The following is a 24,043-nucleotide window of genomic DNA, read 5'->3' as shown; positions in this document are numbered from 1 at the left end:
CCTTGGTCAAACTAATCGAACGCATAGCCGAACTCGCCGTTCACCACTGAGATATGCGCCCGCCGCACGGGCTTGCTGTCCATCAGGCGCGTGAGAAATTCGCCGCTGATGGCAGGCAGCACACTGTTGGTGAGAATCGCGTCGATCATCCGGCCGCCGCTTTCGAGCTCCGTGCAGCGGCTCGCGATCAGACGCACCACTTCGTCGTCGTAGGTGAACGGCACCTTGTGGCTTTGCGCCATGCGCCGTGCAATCCGCCCCAGCTGCAGGCGGATGATCGCGCCGATCATCTCGTCGTTGAGCGGGTAGTACGGGATCGTCACGAGCCGTCCGAGCAGCGCCGGTGGAAACACTTTCAGCAACGGCTCGCGCAAGGCCTTGGCGATGCCCTCGGCGTCTGGCATAAGTTCGGGATCCTTACATAGACTCGTGATGAGATCGGTGCCGGCGTTAGTAGTCAGCAGGATCAGCGTGTTCTTGAAGTCGATCACGCGACCCTCACCGTCTTCCATCCAGCCCTTGTCGAAGACCTGGAAGAAGATTTCGTGCACATCCGGGTGCGCCTTTTCGACTTCGTCGAGCAGCACGATGCTGTAGGGCCGGCGCCGAACCGCCTCGGTCAGCACCCCGCCCTCGCCGTAGCCCACATATCCCGGCGGCGCCCCCTTGAGCGACGAAACCGTATGCGCCTCCTGGTACTCGCTCATGTTGATCGTGATGACGTTCTGTTCGCCGCCATACAGTGCTTCGGCGAGCGCGAGCGCGGTCTCGGTCTTGCCGACGCCCGAGGTGCCGGCCAGCATGAACACGCCGATCGGCTTGCTCGGATTGTCGAGCCCCGCGCGCGAGGTCTGGATGCGGCGCGCGATCATGTCGAGCGCGTGGCGCTGGCCGATGATCCGCTGCGACAGCGTGTCCGCTAGCTTCAACACGTTCTCGATTTCGTTCTTCACCATGCGGCCGACCGGAATGCCGGTCCAGTCCTGCACGACCGACGCGACCGCCTCCTGATCGACGCTCGGCAGAATCAGCGGCGTCTCGCCCTGGTGCTCGGCGAGTTGCGCCTGCAAGTCTTTCAGTTGTGCGAGCCACGTTGCTGCTTCGCCGTTGTCCTGCGCGCCCTCGACCTTGCCGGTCGCGTCGCGCAGCTTGCCGCGCAATTCGAGGATGCGCTCGACCAGCGCCTTTTCGGTTTGCCAGCGCGCATCCAGTTCGGCGAGGCGCGCCTTTTCGGCCACCAGCTTCTGGGTGGCGAGCGTTTCGCGCTCCAGCGTATCGACGCCGACCGCCGTCTCGCGGCCGATGATCGCCAGTTCGGTTTCGAGCGCGGCAATGCGCTTGCGCGCGTCGTCGATCGTGGCGGGCGTGGCGTGCTGACTGACCGCCACGCGCGCGCAGGTCGTGTCTAGCAGGCTGACGGCCTTGTCCGGCAGTTGCCGTGCGGGGATATAGCGGTGCGACAGTTTGACGGCGGCCTCGAGCGCTTCATCGAGAATCTGCACACGGTGATGCGTTTCCAGCGACGAGGCAATGCCGCGCATCATCAGCAAGGCTTTCTCTTCCGACGGCTCCGGCACCTGCACGACCTGGAAGCGGCGCGTGAGCGCGGGGTCTTTCTCGATGTGCTTCTTGTACTCGGCCCAGGTGGTCGCCGCCACGGTGCGCAGCGTGCCGCGCGCGAGCGCCGGCTTGAGCAGGTTGGCAGCGTCGCCCGTGCCGGCTGCACCACCCGCGCCCACCAGCGTATGCGCCTCGTCGATGAAAAGAATCACCGGCTTTTCCGAGGCCTGTACCTCTTCGATCACCTGGCGCAGGCGGTTCTCGAACTCCCCTTTCATGCTCGCGCCCGCCTGCAGCAGACCGACGTCGAGTGTCAGCAGCCGCACGTCGCGCAATTGCGGCGGCACGTCGCCCGCCACGATGCGCTGTGCGAAGCCCTCGACCACCGCCGTCTTGCCGACACCCGCCTCGCCCGTAAGAATCGGGTTGTTCTGGCGGCGGCGCATCAGGATATCGATCACCTGGCGGATTTCCTCGTCGCGGCCGACGATCGGGTCGAGCTTGCCGCCGCGCGCCTGCTCGGTGAGGTCGAGCGTGAAACGCTTGAGCGCTTCGCCTTTGCCGAGTGCGGCGGGCGTGAGCGCGCCGCTTGCTTCGCCGGGCGCCGCGGTGCCCGCCTGAAAATTATCAGTCGCCCCAAGGTTCGCCTCGGGCGAGCCACCGGCGATTTCATCGAAGGCATCCGCGAGCGTTTCGCTTTTCACCTTCTCGAACTGCCGCGAGACCGCGTACAGCGCATGGCGCAAGCGCGGCGTCTTCAGCAGGCCGACCACGATATAGCCGGTACGCACCTGCGATTCGCCGAACATCAGCGTGCCGTACACCCACGCGCGCTCGACCGCCTCCTCGACCTGCGACGACAGATCGGTCACCGAGGTCGAGCCGCGCGGCAGGCGGTCGAGCGCCGCGGTCAGATCGCGCGCCAGCACGGCGGCGTCGATGTCGAAATGGCGGATGATGCGATGCAGGTCCGAGTCCTGCAATTGCAGGATCTGATGAATCCAGTGGGCAAGCTCCACATAGGGATTGCCCCGCAGCTTGCAGAACACCGTGCTGCTTTCTATCGCCCGATAGGCGAGCCCGTTCAGTTTTCCGAACAGCGCGACGCGACTGATTTCAGCCATGAGTTCCTCGTGAGCGTGGGGTTGCTCAGGTTGCGGGAAAGGTTCTGCATCGCTTCATGGAAGGCGGCGGCCTCAGGAGTGCGCAGCAACCGGATCGAACAACAACTGCTCTGCGTCGCGAGTGAGCAACTGGCCGGCGACCCAGGTCGTATAACCAAGCCGCGCGGTGCGGCCGAGCCGCAAACGCGGCACCTGCTCCTTTTTCAGCACGAGGCGCACATCCCACGCGAGGGTGTCGCCGACGTACTGGCGCACCCAGTCGATCAGGCGCCGCAGGTTCGCGCCGCCTGGCAGGAAGGCGCGGAATTGCTCGTAGTCGAGCGGCCCGATGCGCAAGCGGAACTTGTGCTGCACGTTCCACACGGCGCTCCCGAGCACCGTGCTGACGCCCAGCCGCTCGGCGGCGATGCCGGACTTCAGACGCGTGCGTTCATCGGCGGGCAGGCGCATCCAGTGCCCGACGAATGGCTCGACGCGCACCGCCACGCCGAAGAAGTCGGCCAGCAGCGCGGCGAGCCCTTCGGCGTTGCGGCGCTGATCGGCAAGACGGCCCGCGTAGTGCAGCTTGGCGACCTCGGGCAGCGCCGAACGATGCTGCAGCGAAGCCATGCCGGTGCCGATCAGCGAAGCGATGTAGCCCGCGAAGCGGTCCGCATCGGGCCGGTCGAGGCTGACCGACGGCTGCGCGCTCGCCCACGCGCGGTAGAACAGCGACAGCATGCGGTGATGGAACACGTCGAGAAAACGCGCCATGGTCGGGTCGGACGAATTGCGCACGCGATCGCGGATGTACTCGGTCAGATGCAAAGGCAGCGGGCCATTCGGACCGCTCAGGCCGAGAAAGTTGACCTCGAGGCGCGGCGCTGACCCGCCGCGCCATTCGAGCTTCTCGATCATGGCCGGCTCGAACGCGAGCGTGACGGCTTGCGCGAGACGCACGGGATCGTCGGCGACGCGCTGCGAGCGGCCCAGGCGCGGGCTGCCGGGATAGGCGGCTTCGATCAGCCGCAGCGCCGCATAGAACTCGAAGCCGCGCGGAGCTTCGTCGAGCGCGGCGAGGCGCGTGTGAGGCTCATGAGCCGCAGGCGGCGTGTGCGGTGCATCAGTCACGGCAGGCGCATCAGGTGAGCCGGCTGTGTCGGACGCTTGCGGTGCGGCGTACGCTAGAGGATCTCGCATCGTCCGCTCCTCGCCGGCCATTTCATGATGTCGCCGCGCGTGGTCGAGCGCACGACGGTCTCGGTGAACGTATTGAGCGATGCGTAGCGCGCAAAGAACTGCTCCAGCACGCTGCCGAACAGAAACACGCCGGCGCCTTCGAACGCGTTCTCGTCCATCGTCACGGCGATCTGCAAACCGCGCCCATAGGCGATGGGTCCCGGCCCGGGAATGCGCCGCACCACCGGCTGCGACGACATCGAGCGCACACCTTCTATCTGCCGCTGCCCAACGGTGTCGGCGGTGCCGACGTAGAGGCGCAGCAGATCGCGCAACGCCACCGCTCCCTCTTTCTCGTCCTGATCGAGCAGCGACAGATAGTTGAGCGACAGATGGCTCACGACGCGCCATGCGACCTCGCCTTCCGCGTACGACGGCGCCGGCGCGGTCGGACCCGCGACGCAGCGCACGGCCTGCACGGGCGCGCTCGCTTCGAGCGTGAAATCGGTCTTGCCGAGACCGAGCGGCATCGACAGCGGCAGATCGCGATTGGTGCACAGCAGCTCGGCGCCGAGCTGGCGCAGATCGCTGCGATACGGCGCCTCCAGCGGATCGACCAGCGACACGAACATCTCGCTGCCGATATAGCTCGAGCGCGGCCCCTGGCGCCGCTGCCGCTCGGACTGCACGCGGCGCGCGCGGCGCACCTGGTAGTACGCGCCCGCTTCGCGCTCGCTCATCAGGTCGTTGGCGGAGTAGAACGGGCGGAACGGCTGCACCTCGTCCTTGCCGCTGCCATATCCCGTCACGGACAGCACCTGATGAATCTCGAAGTCCATCGGCCGGGTGCGGTCGGGGATCACGTGAAACTCGGCCTGCTGGTTCGAGAGATGAATGCGATCCGCGCGCTTCGGAAACAGGTTGATCGCGGGCGCGCAGAAGAGGCCGAAGGTCTGGGTGCCGACGCCGCCTTCGAGCGAGGGCTGCAAACGGTCGAAGAGCACCAGCACATCCAGTTCGTTATCCCGGCAGCGCCGCACCGCCTGCGCGAGGCCGCCGAACTCGACGAACTGATAGCGCTGCGGGAACGCAAAATACTCCTGCAGCAGCCGGTAGCCGTGAAACGAACGCGGCCCATGCGGCAGCAGCGCTTCTTCGGCGGAGAAGCCGACGCGCCGCAGTTGCGCGCGGTCGATCACCTCATGCCATGACGCATTGGCTCGCGCGGGCATCGCGATCACGGCGAGCGCATTGCTGAAGATCTGCTCGTAGAGTTGCCCAGGCACGGCATCCGCGCCACGCAGGTGCACGGTCAATCGTTCAAGCGACAACTCGTTGAAGGCGAGCGCCGCGGTGGCGCGCAGCCGCAACCTGAGCACAGCGCGCACCTTGCCGAGGCGCGAGAAATCGACGCCGCCAATCTCCCCCGCATGCGCGAAATACTGGGCCTGCGCAATTTCCAGCGGCCACAGCGTGACGTCATGCGCGCTGCGGTATTCGCACGGGGTCTGATCGTTCTTGCCAAGAATGCTTTTGAGCGCCGTGCCGCGCGGCAGCGTGAAGCCTGCCGCGAGACTGCCCTCGGCGAGGTCGGGAGCGAACTGCACGACGGCCATCGACGGAGTCGGCGCCAGATAATGCGGATAAACCAGTTCCAGCAGATGTTCGGTAAAGCGCGGAAATTCCGCGTCGATCTTCATCTGCACGCGCGCGGCCAGAAAACTGAAGCCTTCGAGCAGGCGCTCCACATACGGGTCCGCGCACGCGAAGCTCTCCAGCCCGAGGCGCCCCGCCACTTTCGGGAATTCACGCGCGAACTCCCCGCCGGTTTCGCGCAAGTGTTGAAGTTCGCGCTCGTAATAGCGCAAGAGCCGCGTATCCATCAGGAGAACACCGCGTCGAAATCGGTCACGCGAATCTCGCCCATTTCCAGGTCGAGTTCGGTCTTCAGAAAGAGGCGCTCGGGCACAGGCTGGCCCCATAGCTCGCCTTCGAGTTCGAACACCAGCTGGTTGTGCGTGCTCTTATCGAACGCGATCGGACGCACCTGCACGGTGTTGCGCAGAATGCGTGGCTCGAAATCCCAGATCGCCTGGCGCATACGCCGCGCGACCATTTCAATATCGATCCCCGACGCCGTCTGCCCCGAGAAATCCGGCATGCCGTAATTCACGACCGATTGCGCCGCAAGTGGAAACGCTTCGAGGTCCTGCACGATGCCGATGCCGCTCGCGTTGAAGAGCCACGCGAGATCGCGCAACACCGCCTGGCGCAGCGTGCGCATCGACAGCACGCGGCGCTCGCGCGCTTCCTGCGTGTTGTGCGGCTCGTCGTCGGTCAGGCGGTCGAGCAGCGAAGGCTGCAAGCGCTCTTTGGCGGTCAGTTCGGCCATGGTCGCCTCACGCGAGCGGTGCCGCGGAGGCGGCATCGAGTTTAATCTGGCGCACGTCCATCAGCGCGTAGTCGCCGGCATCGGTCGACAGCACGCGCTGGCCCAATCCCGTGAAGACGCCCTCGTGCAGTTCGAGCCACTCCGTACGGCGCGCAAGTTTCAGCACGTCGCCGTCGCGGTGCGCGCCGAGCGTGCCGTCGTAGCGGGTCGGCACGAACGCGACGCTCTCGCCGCCCGTCGCGAAGGTCACATGCGCCGGCATCCACACGGTGTCGCGCAGGTCGGCGGGCGCTTCGAGCACGATCTCGCTCAGCCGATGAAACGGCACCCAGTAGTAGTGGCCGTTGACGATCAATTCAAGTAACGGACCGAGACGTGCATCCGCGTCGGCGATCCATTCGAATGGCGCGCCGTCGAGCGTGCCGCGCGTGGCCGGCGCGATTTCGAGCGCGTCCTGGCGAATCTTTGCCGCCTCGCCGAAGCGGCCTTCGGCATCGTGCTTCAGTGCTTCAAGCATCATTGCGATCCACGCTTCGGGCTCGCCGAAGATCACCGGCGCGCGCCGCCCCGCGAAGACCTCCGCGCGCAGTGCCTCGCAACGTAGAGCTTCGCGATAGCTTTGCACCATCGCGAGCGCGCCTGCATCGAGTTCGCCGCACACGGTGAGCTGCGTGTTGGCGCGTTCCCACTGTCCCAGCACGGCGAGCAACTGGAACAGGAAGATCCGGCTTTTCGCATCGGCCGGATTGGCGCGGACTTCCTGCGTCAAGGCGGCAAGCGCGTCGTCGAGCTGGGCGGTTCGCAACAGTTCCTGGGTGGTCATGGCAAGTTCCGTATGCGGCCCATGACGCGGCGCGGATGCCGCGCCATGGGCAACGGTGATAGCCGGCTGGCGATTAATACGACGACTTGTTTGCGGTCAGATCCCACTTCTTCGGCGTGCCCGTCTTTACGGTCGCACCGTCGAACTGGTCGTACTGGTACGAGATCTTGGCGAAGTTCAGGCAGAACGATTCCGACGGACGATCGCCGCCGCTCGACAGCGAGTAGCTGCTGATGATCGCCTCCTCCAGCTCGATCTTCAGGTACACCTGATCGTTCTTGTCGGTCCCGCCCGTCTGGATGAAGTGAATTTCCGCCTTGCCGAGCGACTTGCCGTAGATCGACTGGGCGAACAGGTCGGCCGATGAGATGTCGGTCGGCTTGCTGAACGTCACTTCCGAGAACGACGGATTGCTCGTGTCGCGGTCGGTCGCGCCGTCACTGCTGGTCGAGATGGCACGGCCCACGCCCAGTTGAAGCGAGTTGACGGCAATCCAATCGGTATGGCCTTCGACCTTGGAGGTGCCTTTGATCTGCGTTGCGAAGTTCAGGAGAATCATTTTTTTCCTCTTGATGAAAGTGCGGCCCGATAAATACCGGACTGCCGGTGCGGTTGAACCCGGTTACTTCTTGGCCGAGGGCAGCTTCGAGACAAGCCGCAGCGACACGGTCAGTCCTTCGAGCTGGTAATGCGGGCGCAGGAAGAACTTCGCGCCGTAATAGCCCGGATTGCCTTCGACTTCTTCCACCACGACTTCCGCCCCGGCAAGGGGCTTGCGCGCCTTGTCGGCCTCGGTGGCGGTGGCCGGGTTGTTCTCCACGTACTGGCCGATCCAGTTGTTCAGCCAGATCTCCATGTCGCGGCGTTCCTTGAACGAACCGATCTTGTCGCGCACGATGCACTTCAGGTAGTGCGCGAACCGGCACGTCGCGAACAGGTACGGCAGACGCGCGGCGAGGTTGGCGTTGGCGGTCGCATCGGGATCCTCGTATTCGGCCGGACGCTGCAGCGATTGCGCGCCGATGAAGGCCGCGAAATCGGTGTTCTTCTTGTGGATGAGCGGCATGAAACCGTTCTTCGCGAGTTCCGCTTCACGGCGGTCGCTGATCGCGATCTCTGTCGGACAGGTCATGTCGACGCCACCGTCATCGGACGGGAACGCATGCACCGGCAGGCCCTCGATCGCGCCACCCGACTCGATGCCGCGGATCTGTGAGCACCACCCATACATCTTGAACGAGCGGTTGATGTTCACGGCCATCGCATAAGCGGCGTTCGACCATGTGTAATTCTTCGGGTCGCCGCTGGTCTCTTCCTCGAAGTCGAACTCCTCGACCGGGTTCGTGTTCGCGCCATAGGGAGCACGCGCGAGAAAGCGCGGCATCGTCAGGCCGACATAGCGGGCGTCTTCCGAATCGCGGAACGAACGCCATGCCGCGTGCTCGGGCGTCTGGAAGATCTTGGTCAGATCGCGCGGATTGGCGAGTTCCTGCCACGAATCCATCAGCATCACGGTCGGATCGGCGGCGCTGATGAACGGCGCGTGCGCGGCCGCGGCGATTTTTGCCATCGAACTCAGCAATTCAACGTCCGGCGCCGTGTTGTCGAAGTAATAGTCGGCCACCAGCGCACCGAACGGCTCGCCGCCGAACTGGCCATATTCCTCTTCATAGATCTTCTTGAACACCGGGCTCTGGTCCCACGCGGTGCCCTTGTATTTCTTGAGCGTCTTGCCGAGTTCGTTTTTCGACACGTTGAAGACGCGAATCTTCAGCATCTCGTCGGTCTCGGTGTTGTTCACCAGATAATGCAGGCCACGCCACGCGCTTTCCAGCGCCTGGAATTCCTCGTTGTGCAGAATATGATGAATCTGCTCGGTGAGCTTTTTATCGATCTGCGCAATCAACGCGCCCACCGTGGCTAGCGCGTCGCTCGAAATCAGCGCCGTGCCGGCCAGCGCCTGTTCGGCCAGCGTGCGCACGGCGACTTCGACGGCTTCCTTCGCCTTGTCGGTCTTCGGTTTGAATTCTCTTTGCAGGAGGTTCGCGAACTCGCTCACCTCAACGGTCTCGCCTGCTGGCGAGGCTTGTGAGTCGGTACTGGTCTCGGCCATGTGACACTCCGTCGGTAGCGGTGGGATTTATTCCTGGGGCTTCGGCGCCGAGGTCAGCGCCTGCATCAGCGCCGGTTGCTCGAGCAGTTGCGCGATCAACGTTTCGGCGCCGGTCTTGCCATCCATATAGGTCAGCAGATTGGCGAGCTGCGAGCGCGCTTCGAGCAACTGATTGAGCGAGCCGACCTTGCGGGCGATCGCCGCGGGCGAGAAGTCCTCCATGTTCTCGAACGTCATGTCGACCGAGAGATTGCCCTCGCCGGTGAGCGTATTCGGCACCTGGATCGCCACGCGCGGGCGGGTCGCCTTCATGCGCTCGTCGAAGTTGTCGACGTCGATCTCGAGGAACTTGCGATCCGCAACCGGCGCGAGCGGATCGGCCGGCCGCCCCGACAGGGCCGCGAGCACGCCCATCACGAACGGAATCTGCACCTTCTTCTGCGAGCCGTACACCTCGACGTCATACTCGATCTGGACGCGCGGCGCCCGGTTTCGAGCGATGAATTTCTGACTGCTTTCCTTGGCCACGATGACTCTCCGCTTACGAGGGGTTGCTGGGATTACTCCGAGGGAATGCCGCCGGCATGGCGGACGGACGCGATGCTTTCCGGCGCGAGTTCGACGACGATTTCGAGGAAACTCATCGTCGCGAGGCGCCGCGCGCGCAGCAGCATCAGGGGCACGGGGCTCGACGGTTCATAGCGCTCGTAGTACGCGCACAGTTTGTCGAGCAGGCGCGTGACGTCTTCACGGCCGGTGATTTCGTCTTTGCGCGCGGCGGCGACGGCGCCGCCCTCGACTGCCGCGCCGGTCGCATCGCCGGTGTCGGCAGGCGTCTCTTCCGATGCCTGAGGCACGCGGCGCTGCAATCGCTGCGCCGCGAAATCGCGCGCGCGTTTGAGGAGTTTGGCGAGATCGCTGAGATCGATCGCTTTCGCGGCGCCGACACGCTGCGTCAATTGCGACTCGATATGGTCGATGCGCGTGCAGGCTTCTTCGAGCACGGCCGTGGACCGTTGCAGCACGTCGAGTTCGACGTTCATGAAGATGCCTTCAATCGCGGTCATGGTCGGCGCTTCTTCGCCCTGGGGCGCCGGTATTTCGCCGTTGGCGATTTCGATGTCGCGCAGGCTGACGCGTCCCGCCGGACCCGCATCGACGAGCGGCGCGGTCTTGAGCTTGAGCAGCACGGCGGAGGGATCGATCAGCGTCGAGAGCGCGTTGACGCGCATGGTCGGATCGTTGTCGTCGTCCGGATCGAGTGGCGGATGAAGATGGTCCCATTGTTCGTCGAGCAGACGGTCGACGACGACGAGGCCACCGGCGAAGCCGGCTATACCTTCGGTTTCGAGCAGCGCGCGAGTGAGGTGGATGGCGATACGCAGGTCACGCGTGCGCGTGAAGAGTTCCACGCACGCCTTGCGTATCGCTTTCCAGTCAGGCGGCTCGCCGGCGATCACGGTCGCGCCGAACTGCGCCTCTTCCTTGCCCTTCGCGAGTTCCTCCAAGGCGAGGAACGCGGGGTCGTATTCGAGGTTGCTGCCGCAAGGCGCGTCCGCGGACAACTCAGTGAGGATTGAATCGGCGTCGAACACGTTCACCCCTTGGTAGGATTGTGGGGTGAATTATTGAGAGGATGCGTTTCCCAAACGTTTCCGTGACGTACCTTGCAAAACGCCCTCTCGTAGGATTCAGCACCAGACTGAACGAATGCCACTCGTGGTGTCACCAAACACAGCGGCCTTACCTCGGTCGAGCAAAACACCCTTGATGCGTCACGCTCAAGCGAGCGGAAACGTCATGGCAACGTGCACTTTCTATCCTGCGAGTCGGGTACCCAGCGCGACGAAGCTTGACGCAGCGCAGATCGGCCATGCTTACCCTTTCCATACACCAAATTGGCCGACGCCACGACCCAAGGCCGGCGCCCCGACCGGGACGCTGAGGTTAAATCTCAGTCAGGAGGTACTCATGCCCACCGCAGTGGAACTTGATCCGGATCTTGCATGGAAAGACGGCCCCGATACCGGTCTTCGCAGCCGTTACACTGGCTATCCACTAAAACCCGGGGAAATGGTGATTACCATTGTTTCCCAAGGCACGTTTGTGTTGGGACACCAAGTTATCGTTTTCGAATGGGGACACGGGTTCGAATCCACTGCTAGCTATCGCAAACACAAGGCGTTCCATCTCTACCCCGTGCGCGGGCAATCTGCCGCTCCACATGAACTGGGTCTCACGGGATCCGCCTGGAATGTCGTGGACGGCAGGATCGAGAGACTAAGAGCAATGGTGCCGAAGCATTCAGACGGCACCAGTCGAGGACCCGAGTTTGCGGCATCCGAACTCGCTGCCACCGAATCAGACTTTATGAAAGGTGCACAGTATCGAAGCTGGAAGGTCGACTTCAGCGAGGGATGGAAGGCGTTTGAAGAAGCAAAAAAACAATGGAAGAACGCGGACCTCACTCCGAAGTTCAACCTGATCGGTAGCTTCGGCGGTCAGAGTTGTGGAACTTGGGTACAGGCGATTGCAAGCATCGCGGGCATCCCATCCACGTCGTGGGCTGCAAAACTCGGTTTCCCGATTCCGGCGTGGGAAGTGTACAACTGCCAGGAGGTGAAGAGTGAAACTGAAATGTGGGACTCCAGGAAGAAGCAGACGGCGTAGAACGGTCGCCCATTACGACAATGCCTGATCGATTTGAGAATCACACCTCACGCTAGGCAGGACGTGCCCGGACGCAAGCCGCAAGCCTCTACCGCTTGCTCACATCCGGCACGTCCACACCCGCCGTGCGCGCAACGTTGTACCAGCGGATCGACTCCGCGTAATCGCGCGGCACGTCGCCCGAGCCGTTTCCATAGATATCGCCCAGCTGTTTCGCAGCCTGGCCGCTGCCATTGCGAGCGGCACGTTTGTAGAGTCGAACCGCGTCGGTGAGCTTGCCCTCGTTCTGCAGCTTCGCGGCCTGCGCGAGCAGATCGGCCGGCGCCACTTTGGGTTCGGGTGGCGGAGAGGTGTCGGCGGGTTTGGCGGCGAGCGCCGGCGCGGATGTCGAAGGCGCTGCTGACGGCGTTGCCGCCTGGGTCGACGCCGGTGCTGAGGCTGCGTGTGGCGCCGCTGCATTGCTCACGGGTGCGGAGACGGGTGCGGCCGATTTCGCTACCGGCTGCGCTGGCTGCGATGGTGCGGGTTGTACCGCAGTTTGCGTCGCCGCACGCGTGTTCGACGCGGCGACGGACGCCACCGTTGACGCGGCGGTCGGTTTCGCCGATTTGCCCGTGTTGGCAACGGTATCGGCACCGCGATTTTTCGCCAGCGCCTCGCGCGCGCGGCGATCCACTTCGGCCGCGGACGCGGCTTTCTGACGAGCCGCTTCGCGTTGGGCGGCAGCGGTGGAACCTGGCGTGCTCGCCGGGTTCGCAGCGCTGGCCGCGTTCGCCACACTCGTCGCGCTGGCCGCATTCGCGCCGCTCGCCGCAGAGGTCTGCGTTCGCGCGATGGCTTCCTGCGGCAATGACGCGCTCTCTGGCCTGGCCGCAGCACCCGAAGCCGGATTCACCACGCCCTGCGGCGACACCTGCGCCACCGTCCCGCCACCGGCCGCCTGCCCGGACGTCCCCTGCCGAAGCATGAAATACGCCCCGCCGCCCACCGCCAGCACAACCGCCGACGCCGCCACGGCAATCAGGCCACCCCTGCCGGGCCTCTTCTCGACCGGCGCGCCCCCAGCGGAACCTGCCGCCGCACCCGTCCCTCCCGACGCGATCCGCGTACCCGCATCCCCCCCGGCATCGCGCCCAGTCCCCGTGCGCGATGCCGCCGAATCGTCGCCATTGAGCTTCGCCAGCTTGCGCCGCGCCAGATCCGCATAGGTCCCGTTTGGAAACTTCGCGATATACAGTTCGAATTCGTCGGGGTCGTTGCTGTCCTTGATCGTCTTCCAGAACTCGATCTCAACCGCGCTCGAATCGTTCGCGGTGCGTATGCCGCGTGCCGCTCCGGTTTCTCCAGGCGGCCGCGCGCGCGCCGCGGCGACCGCCAGCATGGTGGCTTCGTCTTCGTCGATGGCCTGGCCCGCGAGCGCGCGCTGCAGGTCTTCCTTGAAGGCGCGCGCATAGGGATACCGTTCCTCGGGATTCTTCGCGAGGGCGCGGAACACGATCGCATCGAACACCGGATCGAGCGCCGGATTCTGCACGGACGGCGGAACCGGATCGTCCTGAATGATCTGCCGCTGCACCGCCCAGTGACCATCGCCGACGAAGGGCCGCTTCATCGTCAGCAACTGATACAGCACGATACCCGCCGCGAAGATGTCCGAACGCGGGCCGACCGGGTTGCCCATCGCCTGCTCGGGCGACATATAGCTAGGTGTGCCGACCATCGTGCCGGCCTGCGTGCCATCGCTGCCGGTGTCCGACAGGCGCGCGACGCCGAAGTCCGGCAGCTTGACGCGCAATTGCGCATCGAGCATCACGTTGGCCGGCTTGACGTCGCGATGCACGATGCCCTGCTCGTGCGCATAGCCGAGCGCGTCGAGCAGCTCGCCGGTCATGCGCACGGCGTCCTTCACGGCGAATGCCGTGCCCTTGTCGAAATAGGCCTTCAGCTCTTCGCCGCGAATCAGCTCCATGACGATGTAGGCGACGTTGTTCTCTTCGCCGAAGTCGAACACCCCGACGATATGCGGATGATTCAGCCGCGCGACGGCCTGCGCTTCGCGCTCGAAACGCACCTGATATTCCGCGGCCATCTCCGGATCGGCGAGCTGGCTCTTGAGAATGGTCTTGATCGCGACCGGCCGGTTCAGCTTCGGATCGACGCCCTCGTACACGACGCCCATCGCGCCGCGTCCCAGCACGCGCCGGATCTGATATCTGCCGAGTTGTTGTAGCTCTTCCATTGCTGCTCCCGCTCAAGGCGGCGCGCTCCCCATGAAAACGTGCGGCAAATCGATCGATTCGCCCGACTCCCGCGCCCGGCGTTGCCAGTACACCGCGCGGGCGTAATCGCGCTCGACTTCGCCCTCTCCTCCATACAGATTGCCAAGACGCTTTTGCGCGGGACCATAGCCGTCTTCCGCGGCGACGCTGTACCAGCCGAGCGCTTCTTCGAGCCTGCCGGCGGCGTCGTAAAGCTGCGCGCAGTGATAGGCCGCCAGCCGGTCCAATCCCGCATTGGGTTGCGCCGCGCAGCGCGGATCGTCCAGGTGCGCGAGCGGCGCGCGCGGCGCGCTGGTCCTGTGCGCGTGCGGCGGCGGTGGCGGCATCTGATAATCGGGCAGACACGTTTGCTGCGCCCCGGCGGTGATGCAGACACCGGCCAGCACGGCGGCGGGCAACGCGCGTGGGTTTAATCGCTTCAAGGGCAAGCCTCCCGCGCCCGCAAACGGACGCTTTCGCCGTGGGCTTCGGCGACGGCGTGGTCGGCGAGCTGGCAAGTCTCGGGCTGGCGCACTTCCAGATCGCCCTCGTGCGGATAGGTCTGGACCTGCTGCAAGTCGCCGGCGAAACCGTATTTCACCTTGAGCGTGAACTCGTCTTCCTCGTGCATCTGATTGATGACGGTCTGCTGAATACCTGACTGCACCGACGAGACCGCCGAGACGAGCGCTTCGTTGCCGATGCATGGGCCCATGTTGACGCGCGCGCAGCCGACCTGTGTGCCGATCGTGAAACGCGTCTGCTGGCCGGCCGGAAGCAGGAAGAATGCATCGTGACCGGACAGCAGCGTCAGCTTGTCGACATTGGAAAGCGCAAATTCGCCGGGCCGTAGTGCGCCGATGTTACGGGTATCGGGCAGCGTCATCGTGATGGTGCGCGCGCTCACCGATGCACCGGACGATGTCGTGACCTGGTCGCCCGCGACGATCGTGAGCGCGTTGCCGACTTGCGTGCCGCCGAAGGTGGTCGCGCCGCCGCTGGTCGTAGACAGCGTACCGGCTGTGCCGGACAGGGTCAGCGCGCCGCCGGCCATGACGTTCATCGTCCCCGGCGTGGACAGTGTCACCGCGAGGTCTTGCGCGCTATTGAGCGAGCCGCCGGCGGCGCTAACGTTCACGAGGCTGCCGAAGGTATTGGCCAGACCGAGGCTGAGATTTCCATTCGGCGTACTGAAGTTGCTCGCCCCCGCCACGGCGAGCACCCCGGTCTGGGTGATGTCGCCGCCGGCGCTCACGTTCAGCGATGCGACACTGGATGTGCCGAACGTCAGCGCGCCGACGCTGTTGATGCTCGCCGGGCCGCCGCTCAGTTGCAGCGCGCCGCCGAACTGGTTGGCCGCATCGAGCGTAATCGGCGCATTGCCGGTCGTGGCGATGGAGGTGGTGCCGCTGATCGTGGCGGCCGCCGCCTGCGTGACGGCGCCATCCGACTGCAGGCTCAGGTTCGCGAGATTGGTGGCACCGAGCTGAATGCCACCCGAGTCCGCCCGCAGATTGAGCGAGCCGCCGCCCGTGAGTGTCGTCGTGCCGGTGAAATGGTTGAATGCGCTGCCGGCGTTGAGCGTCGATCCGGCGCCGATGTCGAAGGTGGCGCTGCGCACGTTGAGCGTGCCGGTCAGCGCGTTTACGCTGCCTGTCGTGGCGAGCGTGCTGCCATCCAGCAGGCTCAGGTTGGTGCTCAGCGTGGTGCCGTTCAGGCGCAGTGTCGCGCCGCCGTCGACTGTCGCCACGCCGCTGCCGAGCGAACTCGCGGCGCCGAGCGCGAGTGTGCCGGCCTGAACCGATGTGCCCCCCCGGTAACTGTTGGCGCCGTTGAACGTGACAAGGCCCGTGCCCTGCTTGCTCAGCGCCTGACCGGTGCCGTCGTCGCCGATCGCGCCGTTGACGGTAAGCGAGGCGTTGGCACCCGCGGAGAGCGATGCGCCACCGCCCGCGCCGACGGTAACGGGTCCATTCACCGCACCGGCGCCGCTGGTGGTTTCGAGCGTGCCGCCTGCCAGCGTGACCGCATTTGGAAGCGTGTTCTGCACATCCAGCGCCGCGCCGTTGCCGACGGTGATCGCACTTGTCGCGCCGCCCGCTGTGCCGCCGTTTGTCACGGTGAGTGTTCCGCCCGTGACGCGCGTGCCGCCGGTGTAAAGCTGCGCGGTGTTGAAGGTCAGTGCGCCCGTGTTCTGCTTGGTGACCGACCCTGTTCCGCTTATCGTGCCGCTGAACGCGCCGTTCGAGGCTTGATTGAATATCAGCGATGCACTGTTTGCGATAGCCCCCTGCAGACTATTCGTGTTGCCTTGCAGCGTGCCACCCGTAAGCGCCGTGCCGCCGCTGTAGGTGTTCACGCCGGTCAGCGTGACGAGGCCCGTGCCTGCGACCGTCAAGGCGCTGTGCGGCGTGCCGTCGGCGATCGCGCCGTTGACCGCCAGCGTCGCGCCGCTTCCGGTTGCGAAGGCGCCACTGCCGTATAACGTCACCGGACCATTGACGGTGCCGCTGCCGCTCGTGGTCTCCAGTGTGCCGCCCGCGAGATTCACCGCGTTGGGAAGCGTGGTCTGCACATTCAGGGCGGCGCCGCCGCCGACGTTCACCGCACCGCTCGATGTGCCCGCCGTGCCGGCGCCCGTTAAGGCCAGCGTTCCGCCCGTGATGTCCGTGCCGCCGCCATAGTTTTGCGCGGTGTTGAAAGTCAGCGTGCCTGTGTTCTGCTTGGTGACGGTGCCGGCGCCGCTGATCTGTCCATTGAATGTGCCGGCCGATGCCTGGTCGAACACCAGCCCCGTCGCGCCAGCGAGGTTGATGTTGCCTTGCAGGCTGCTGCTGTTACCCTGCAACACGCCGCCGGTGACAGATGTGCCGCCGGTGTAGCTCTGCGGCGTGCTCAGCGTGAGCGTGCCGAGGTTCTGCTTCACGACCGCGCCATTGCCGCTGATTGTGCCGCCGAAGGTGCCATTCGAGGCCTGATTGAAAACCAGCAATGCGCTGTTGGCGATAGCGCCATGCAGACTGCCGCTGTTGCCTTGCAACGTGCCGCTTGCAAGCGTCGTGCCGCCGCCATAGGTGTTCAGGCCCGTCAGCACCACCGTGCCCGTGCCGTTCACGTTCAGTCCGCTCGACGGCGTGCTGCCACTTACCACACCATTCACCGCCAGCACCGCGCCGCTGCCCGTCGAAAACGTGCTGCTGCCGTTCAGCGTCACGGCGCCGTTAACAGTGCCGCTGCCGCTCGTTGTCTCCAGTGTGCCGCCCGCGAGATTCACTGCGTTGGGGAGTATGGTCCGCACGTCCAGCGCGGCGCCGCTACCAACGTTGATCGAACCGCTCGCTGCGCCCGCCGAACCCGCGCCCGTGACCGCCAGCGTGCCGCCCGCGATAGCCGTGCCACCGCTATAGTTTTGCGCGGTGTCGAAGGTCAGCGTGCCGGTGTTCAGCTTTGTGACCGTACCCGCGCCGTTTATCGTGCCGTTGAACGTGCCGTTCGCGGCCTGATTGAATACCAGCGATGCGCCGTTCGAAATGACGCCCTGCAGGCTGTTCGTGTCGCCCTCCAGGGTGCCGCCCGCGAGTGCCGTGCCACCGCGATAGGTGTTCAATCCGGTCAGCACCACGATGCCGGTGCCGCTCACGTTCAGTCCGCTCGATGGCGTCACGCCGCTCACGTTGCCATTCACGGTCAGCACAGCACCGCTACCCGTCGCGAAAGTGCCGCCGCCGTTCAGCGCGACTGCACCGTTGACGACACCGTTCCCGGTGGTGGTCGCGAGCGTGCCGCCCGCCAGGTTCACGGCGTTGGGGAGCGTGGTCTGCACGTCCAGCGTGCTGCCACCGCCGACGTTGATCGCGCCGGTCGATTTGCCCGCGGTGCCCGCACCTGTGACGGCCAGGGTGCCGCCTGTGATATCCGTGCCGCCGCCATAGCTTTGCCCGGTGTCGAAGGTCAGCGTGCCGGTGTTCACTTTCGTGACCGTGCCGTTGCCGCTGATCGTGCCGCTGAATGTGCCGTTAGCCGCCTGATTGAATATCAGCGACCCGCTGTTCGCGATGCCGCCGTGCAGACTGGCGGTGTTGCCTTGCAGCGTGCCGCCGCTTGCGAGTGTCGTGCCGCCGGCATAGGTGTTCAGTCCGTTCAGCACCACAGTGCCGGCACCACTCACGTTCAGTCCGCTCGATGGCGTCGCACCGCTTACCACGCCGTTCACAGCCAGCACGGCGCCACTGCTCGCTGAGAACGTGCCGCTGCCGTTCAATGTCACGGATCCATTGACCACTCCGGTGCCGGTCGTGGTTTCCAATGTGCCGCCCGACAGCGTCATCGCGTTCGCCAGTGTGGTCTGCACGTCCAGCGCACCGCCGCTGCCGACGCTGATCGAACCGCTCGCTGTGCCCGCCGTGCCCGCGCCCGTGACCGCCAGCGTGCCGCCAGTGATGGCGGTGCCGCCGCTGTAGTTCTGCGCGCTGTTGAAAGTCAGGGTCCCCGCGTTCTGCTTCGTGACCGTACCGCTGCCGCTGATCGCGCCACTGAAGGTACCGTTCGTCGCCTGATCGAAAACCAGCGACGCGTTGTTCGTGATGATGCCCTGCAGACTGTTCGTGTTGCCTTGCAATGTGCCGCCTGCAAGCGTCGTGCCGCCGCCATAGGCGTTCAGGCCAGTCAGCACTACCGTGCCGGTACCAGTCACGTTCAATCCGCTCGACGGCGTGCTGCCGCTAACGATGCCGTTCACCGTCAACACCGCGCCGCTGCCCGTCGAGAACGTGCTGCTGCCGTTCAGCGTCACAGCGCCATTCACTACGCCGCTGCCGGTGGTTGTCTCCAGTGTGCCGCCCGCGAGATTCACTGCGTTGGCGAGAGTGGTCTGCACGTCCAAGGTGCTGCTGCCGCCAACGTTGATCGATCCGCCTGCAGCGCCCGCCGTGCCCGCGCCCGTGACCGCCAGCGTGCCGCCGGTGATGGTTGTGCCGCCGCTGTAATTCTGCGCGGTGTCGAAAGTCAGGGTGCCCGCATTCTGTTTCGTGACCGTACCGCTGCCGCCAATCGCTCCGATGAACGTGCCATTCGAGGCCTGATCGAATACCAGCGACGCGTTGTTCGTAATGACGCCCTGCAGGCTGTTCGTGTTGCCTTGCAGCGTGCCGCCCGCGAGTGTCGTGCCACCGCTATAGGTGTTCAACCCGGTCAGCACCACCGTGCCGGTACCGCTCACGTTCAGACCACTCGACGGCGTGCTGCCGCTCACGTTGCCGTTCACCGTCAGCACAGCACCGCTGCCCGTTGCGAACGCGCTGCTGCCGTTCAACGTCACCGCGCCATTCACGACGCCGCTGCCGGTCGTTGTCTCCAGCGTGCCGCCTGCGAGCGTCACGGCGTTGGGGAGCGTGTTCTGCACATCTAGCGCTGCGCCACTGCCGACGTTAATCGAACCGCCCGCTGTACCCGCAGTCCCCGCGCCCGTGACAGCCAGCGTGCCGCCTGTGATCGCCGTGCCGCCGCTATAGCCCTGCGCGGTGTTGAAGGTCAGTGTGCCAGCGTTCTGCTTCGTGACCGCACCGGTGCCGCTGATCGTGCCGTTGAACGTGTCGTTCGATGCCTGATTGAAAACCAGCGTGCCGTTGTTCGTAACGGTACCGCTCAGGCTGCCCGTATTGCCTTGGAGCGTGCTGCCGCTCGCGAGCGTTGTGTCACCGGTATAGGTGTTCAAGCCGTTCAGCACCACCTTGCCGGTACCACTCACGTTCAGTCCGCTCGATGGCGTGCTGCCGCTCACGACGCCATTCACCGTCAACACCGCGCCGTTGCCCGCCGCGAACGTGCTGCTGCCGTTCAATGCAACCGCTCCGTTGACTACGCCGTTGCCGGTCGTTGTCTCCAGGGTGCCGCCAGACAACGTCACCGCATTGGCCAGCGTGTTCTGCACATCCAGCGCCGCGCCGCTAGCCACCGCAACCGCCCCGCCCGGCGCACCCGCCGTGCCGTTGCCGCTTAACGCCAGTGTCCCGCCGTTGACGTTCGTGCCGGCGCTATAGGAGTTGAGACCGGTTAGCGCCACCGTACCCACGCCGACGACTGTTAGCGCACCTGCTGTCGTGCCATCGCTGACGATGCCGTTGACTGTCAACGTTGCGTTGTTCGCCACCGAGAACGTATTGCCGCCATTCAGCGTCACCGCTCCATTCACGACGCCGCTGCCTGTCGTCGTCTCCAGCGTCCCACCCGACAGCGTCACCGCATTGGCCAGCGTGTTCTGCACGTCCAGCGCCGCGCCGATGCCAACCGTGATGGCGCCACTCGATGCTCCCGCTGTGCCGCTGCCGGTCAGCGCCAATGTGCCGCCATTGACGTTCGTGCCGCCGCTGTATGTGTTAGGGCCGGTGAGCGCCACCGTACCCGTGCCGTTCACAGCCAGCACCCCCGCCGTCGTGCCGTCGCCGACGACACCATTCACGGTCAGCGTCGCGTTGTTCGCCACCGAGAACGTATTGCCGCCATTCAACGTCACCGTGCCATTCACGAAGCCGTGGCCTGTCGTTGTCTCCAGCGTGCCGCCCGCGAGCGTCACCGCATTGGGAAGCGTGTTCCGCACATCCAGCGCCGCGCCACTGCCGACGCTAATCGCGCTCGCCGCGGTACCGGCTGTTCCGCTGCTGGTCAGCGCGAGCGTTCCGCCTGTCACGTTCGTGGCGCCCGTGTAAATCTGCGCGGTGTCTAAGGTCAGTGTGCCGGTGTTCTGTTTCGTGACGGTGCCGGCGCCGCCAATCGCGCCGCTGAACGTGCCGTTCGAGGCCTGATCGAACACCAGTCCCGTTGCGCCAGTGAGCGTGATGTTGCCTTGCAGGCTGCTGCTGTCGCCCTGCAATACGCCGCCGACGACGTTCGTGCCACCGGTATAGCTCTGTGCCGCGCTCAGCGTGAGCGTGCCGGTGTTCTGCTTCACGACCGAGCCGGTGCCGGTGATCGTGCCGCTGTATCCGCCGTTCGAGGACTGATTGAAAACCAGCGTGCCGTTGTTCGTGAAGTTGCCGATCAGGCTGTTCGTATTGCCGCTCAGCGTGCTGCCGCTTGCGAGCGTCGTGCCGCCGGTATAGGAATTCGTCCCGGTCAGCACCACCGTGCCCGTGCCGCCCACATTCAATCCGCCCGATCCCGCACTGCCGCCCACAACGCCGTTCACCGTCAGCACGCCGGTGCTGCCCGCCGCGAGCGTGCTGCTGCCATTCAACGTCACCGTGCCATTCACGACGCCGTTGCCCGTCGTTGTCTCCAGCGTGCCGCCCGACAGCGTCACCGCATTTGGAAGCGTGTTCTGCACATCCAGCGCCGCGCCACTGCCGATGCTGATCGCGCTCGCCGCGGTACCGGCTGTTCCGCTGCTGGTCAAGGCTAGCGTTCCGCCTGTCACGTTCGTGGCGCCGGTGTAAATCTGCGCGGTGTCGAAAGTCAGTGTGCCGGTGTTCTGTTTCGTGACGGCGCCGGTGCCACCAATCGCGCCGCTGAACGTGCCGTTTGAGGACTGATCGAACACCAGTCCCGTTGCGCCCGTGAGCGTGATGTTGCCTTGCAGGCTGCTGCTGTCACCTTGCAATACGCCGCCTACGACGTTCGTGCCACCGGTATAGCTCTGTGCCGCGCTCAGCGTGAGCGTGCCGGTGTTCTGTTTCACGACCGAGCCTGTGCCGGTGATCGTGCCGCTGTAGCCGCCGTTCGAGGACTGATTGAAAACCAGCGTACCGTTGTTCGTGAAGTTGCCGATCAGGCTGTCCGTATTGCCGCTCAGCGTGCTGCCGCTTGCGAGCGTCGTGCCGCCGGTATAGGAATTCGTCCCGGTCAGCACCACCGTGCCCGTGCCGCCCACATTCAATCCGCCCGATCCCGCGCTGCCGCCCACATCGCCGTTTACCGTCAGCACGCCAGTGCTGCCCGCCGCGAGTGTGCTGCTGCCATTCAACGTCACCGCGCCATTCACGAAGCCGTTGCCTGTAGTTGTCTCCAGCGTGCCGCCTGCGAGCGTCACCGCATTGGGAAGCGTGTTCTGCACATCGAGCGCCCCACCGGCATCGACCGTGATCGCGCCACCCGCCGCGCCCGCGGTGCCGCTGCCGCTCAAAGCCAGCGTTCCGCCCTGCACCGTCGTCCCGCCGCTATAACTGTTCGCCTGGCTCAACTGCAACGTCCCACCGTTGAACACCAGCGTGCTTGCCCCCGAAATCGACGTGCCGGCCGTCTGCGTAATAACCCCGTTCGCATCCGTCAGGCCCATCGTGATCGTCCCCGAACCGGCCGTCAGATTGCCCAGCGTCATGCCGCCCGAGCCGGCCGTCATCAGGATATTGCCGCCGCTGGTAGAGAGCGAATTGCCGTTCATCTGAATCGCGTTGCCCGCCGTGATCTGGATCGATCCGTTCGACGCCGAAGTCGACGCCGCGAGCGACAGGTTCGTCTTGAAGATGATGTCGTGGGTGGCTTGCAGCACCAGATTGGCCGTTGTCGAAAGCGTCGCCAGTGTCGACGACAGCACGTAGGAGCCGCCTGCGCTGTTGAAGGTCGCGCCGCCCGTGCCGGTGCCCGTCGCCGCAGCACCGCAAGTGGCGTCGGCCGCCGAGACGATGCACAGATCGTCCGGGTCGAGCAGCAGCGTGCCGCGCCGGCCATCAGACGCGCTTAGATCCGCCGTGCCCTCGAAGATCAGCGCGCCCTTGCTCGATACTTCCGCGTTACCGCCATTGCCGCCGTCCGCGCCGCCGCGCGCGACGATCTGTCCGGCAAAGCGCGTGCTGTCATTGGACCAGACCACGACCTGCCCGCCGTTGCCCTGGCCGGTGGCGCTGGCATCGAGCACCGCCCCTTGCGCGATGGTGGTGGTCGACGCATTCTGCAACGGCCCCGCGCCGTGCGCCGCCCCGCCGACGAGAATCGTGCCCCCGCCGGCCGCGCCCGACGCATCGAGCCGCGCCGTGCCGGCGAGCGTCAACTGATCGCCGCTCACCGCGATGCTGCCGCCATGGCCGTGCGCACCCGAGCCACTCGCATCGAGCGTGCCGCTCAACGACACGATGCCTTGCGCGCCGCCGTTGAGCTGAATATCTTCGCCATCCGAACTGATCGATGCCGCGCGTATCACGCCGCTGCTGTTGATCACGGTGTCGAGTGCGCTGTCGCGCGCCTGAGCGCTCAGCATCACCGGGCCGCCGGAGAAGATGGTCCCGCTATTGACGATGCTTGCCTTGAGCGCACTCGCATCGACGCTCAGGAGGAGCGGACTGTCGGCGTCGAGCGTCATGCTGACGCGGTCGCCCGCCGCGAGCGCCACGCCCGAGGTCGCGCGGATGCTGCCCGCGTTGACGATCTGCGGAGCGATGAACACCACGGCGCCGTCACGCGCGTTCACGCTGCCCTGATTGACGATGCCGCCCGCCGCGCCGCCGTTCTGGAATGTGTAGCGGCCGGCCAGAAAATTGCTGTCGGAAATGCCGAGCGTGGACGCCACGAAACTGCCCGTGTTGACCGATGCCCCCGGCGCGAACAGCACGCCCGCGGGATTCACCAGAAAGACTTTGCCGTTTGCGCTCAGGCTGCCGTAGATCGCCGACGGCGACGCGCCAATCACGCGATTGAGCGCCACGGAATTCGCCCCCGGTTGCACGAACGTGACGCTATTGCCGTGACCGATCGAAAAGCTCGTCCAGTTGATGATCGCGTTGTTGCTGCCCTGGTTGATCAGCAGTTGCTGGCCGTTGGGCTGCGTTACCGTCGCGCTGCCCGAGACGACTTTTCCGCCCGTGGGCAAGCTCTGTGCGAAGCCGGCCGAAGCGACCAGCAACTGCACGCACGCAAGCAGCAGCAGCGCCGTCGAGGCGGTCCTCGCGCGGTGGCGGCTTGCTCCACAGAAGCGGTCGGAACGGCGCACCGGTCCGTTATCACCCAGCATCCGGTTTC

The 24,043-nt window shown here is 65.1% G+C and carries 13 protein-coding genes; 1 reads left to right on the top strand and 12 read right to left on the bottom strand.

From position 1 onward, the window contains the following. Positions 1–11: 11 nt before the first annotated feature. The 9 genes from tssH to tssA form a co-directional block, all read right to left on the bottom strand. Positions 12–2,684 (bottom strand): type VI secretion system ATPase TssH, encoded by a 2,673-nt coding sequence (tssH, locus tag A6V37_RS10545; RefSeq protein WP_064285972.1) that lies wholly within the window; start codon positions 2,682–2,684, stop codon positions 12–14. Between the two features lie 72 nt (positions 2,685–2,756). After that, positions 2,757–3,863 carry a type VI secretion system baseplate subunit TssG gene (tssG, locus tag A6V37_RS10540; RefSeq protein ID WP_082904850.1) on the bottom strand — a complete coding sequence of 369 codons (1,107 nt, stop codon included), beginning with the start codon at positions 3,861–3,863 and terminating at the stop codon, positions 2,757–2,759. Next, entirely contained in the window at positions 3,848–5,725 is a 1,878-nt protein-coding gene (gene tssF, locus A6V37_RS10535; protein WP_064285971.1) for a type VI secretion system baseplate subunit TssF, read from the bottom strand. The genes tssG and tssF overlap by 16 nt, the downstream gene beginning before the upstream one ends. Next, positions 5,725–6,234, bottom strand: coding sequence for a type VI secretion system baseplate subunit TssE (gene tssE, locus A6V37_RS10530; RefSeq protein WP_064268160.1), 510 nt, complete (start codon positions 6,232–6,234; stop codon positions 5,725–5,727). Before tssE ends, tssF begins: the two co-directional genes overlap by 1 nt. Positions 6,235–6,241: 7 nt before the next feature. Further along, complete coding sequence (locus A6V37_RS10525; protein ID WP_064268140.1) at positions 6,242–7,057, bottom strand: type VI secretion system accessory protein TagJ; 816 nt, start codon at positions 7,055–7,057, stop codon at positions 6,242–6,244. 73 nt (positions 7,058–7,130) lie between these two features. After that, positions 7,131–7,616 (bottom strand): Hcp family type VI secretion system effector, encoded by a 486-nt coding sequence (locus tag A6V37_RS10520; protein ID WP_064268141.1) that lies wholly within the window; start codon positions 7,614–7,616, stop codon positions 7,131–7,133. Positions 7,617–7,679: 63 nt separating this feature from the next. Beyond that, complete coding sequence (gene tssC, locus A6V37_RS10515; RefSeq protein ID WP_064285970.1) at positions 7,680–9,170, bottom strand: type VI secretion system contractile sheath large subunit; 1,491 nt, start codon at positions 9,168–9,170, stop codon at positions 7,680–7,682. A gap of 27 nt (positions 9,171–9,197) precedes the next feature. Next, entirely contained in the window at positions 9,198–9,698 is a 501-nt protein-coding gene (gene tssB, locus A6V37_RS10510; RefSeq protein WP_064285969.1) for a type VI secretion system contractile sheath small subunit, read from the bottom strand. Positions 9,699–9,730: 32 nt separating this feature from the next. Then, positions 9,731–10,765 (bottom strand): type VI secretion system protein TssA, encoded by a 1,035-nt coding sequence (gene tssA / locus A6V37_RS10505; protein ID WP_242665810.1) that lies wholly within the window; start codon positions 10,763–10,765, stop codon positions 9,731–9,733. 376 nt (positions 10,766–11,141) lie between these two features. Between tssA and A6V37_RS10500 the strand changes: the two genes are divergently transcribed. After that, positions 11,142–11,840: a hypothetical protein gene (locus tag A6V37_RS10500; RefSeq protein ID WP_064268145.1), complete on the top strand. Its 699-nt coding sequence runs from the start codon at positions 11,142–11,144 to the stop codon at positions 11,838–11,840. 88 nt (positions 11,841–11,928) lie between these two features. Here A6V37_RS10500 and A6V37_RS10495 read toward each other — a convergent pair whose 3' ends face one another. The 3 genes from A6V37_RS10495 to A6V37_RS40565 are packed head-to-tail and all read right to left on the bottom strand — an operon-like array spanning position 11,929 to position 24,035. Continuing rightward, positions 11,929–14,079 (bottom strand): serine/threonine-protein kinase, encoded by a 2,151-nt coding sequence (locus A6V37_RS10495; RefSeq protein WP_064285968.1) that lies wholly within the window; start codon positions 14,077–14,079, stop codon positions 11,929–11,931. Between the two features lie 12 nt (positions 14,080–14,091). Next, on the bottom strand, positions 14,092–14,541 hold the full coding sequence (locus A6V37_RS10490) for an SEL1-like repeat protein (protein ID WP_131799877.1): 450 nt from the start codon (positions 14,539–14,541) through the stop codon (positions 14,092–14,094). Continuing rightward, positions 14,538–24,035, bottom strand: coding sequence for an autotransporter-associated beta strand repeat-containing protein (locus A6V37_RS40565; protein ID WP_064285967.1), 9,498 nt, complete (start codon positions 24,033–24,035; stop codon positions 14,538–14,540). The genes A6V37_RS10490 and A6V37_RS40565 overlap by 4 nt, the downstream gene beginning before the upstream one ends. Positions 24,036–24,043 lie beyond the last annotated feature (8 nt).

It is taken from the genome of Paraburkholderia ginsengiterrae, from assembly GCF_001645125.1.
Taxonomy (GTDB): domain Bacteria; phylum Pseudomonadota; class Gammaproteobacteria; order Burkholderiales; family Burkholderiaceae; genus Paraburkholderia; species Paraburkholderia ginsengiterrae.
Note: the sequence above shows the minus strand (reverse complement) of the source record. Positions and strands in the feature narration are given on the sequence as shown.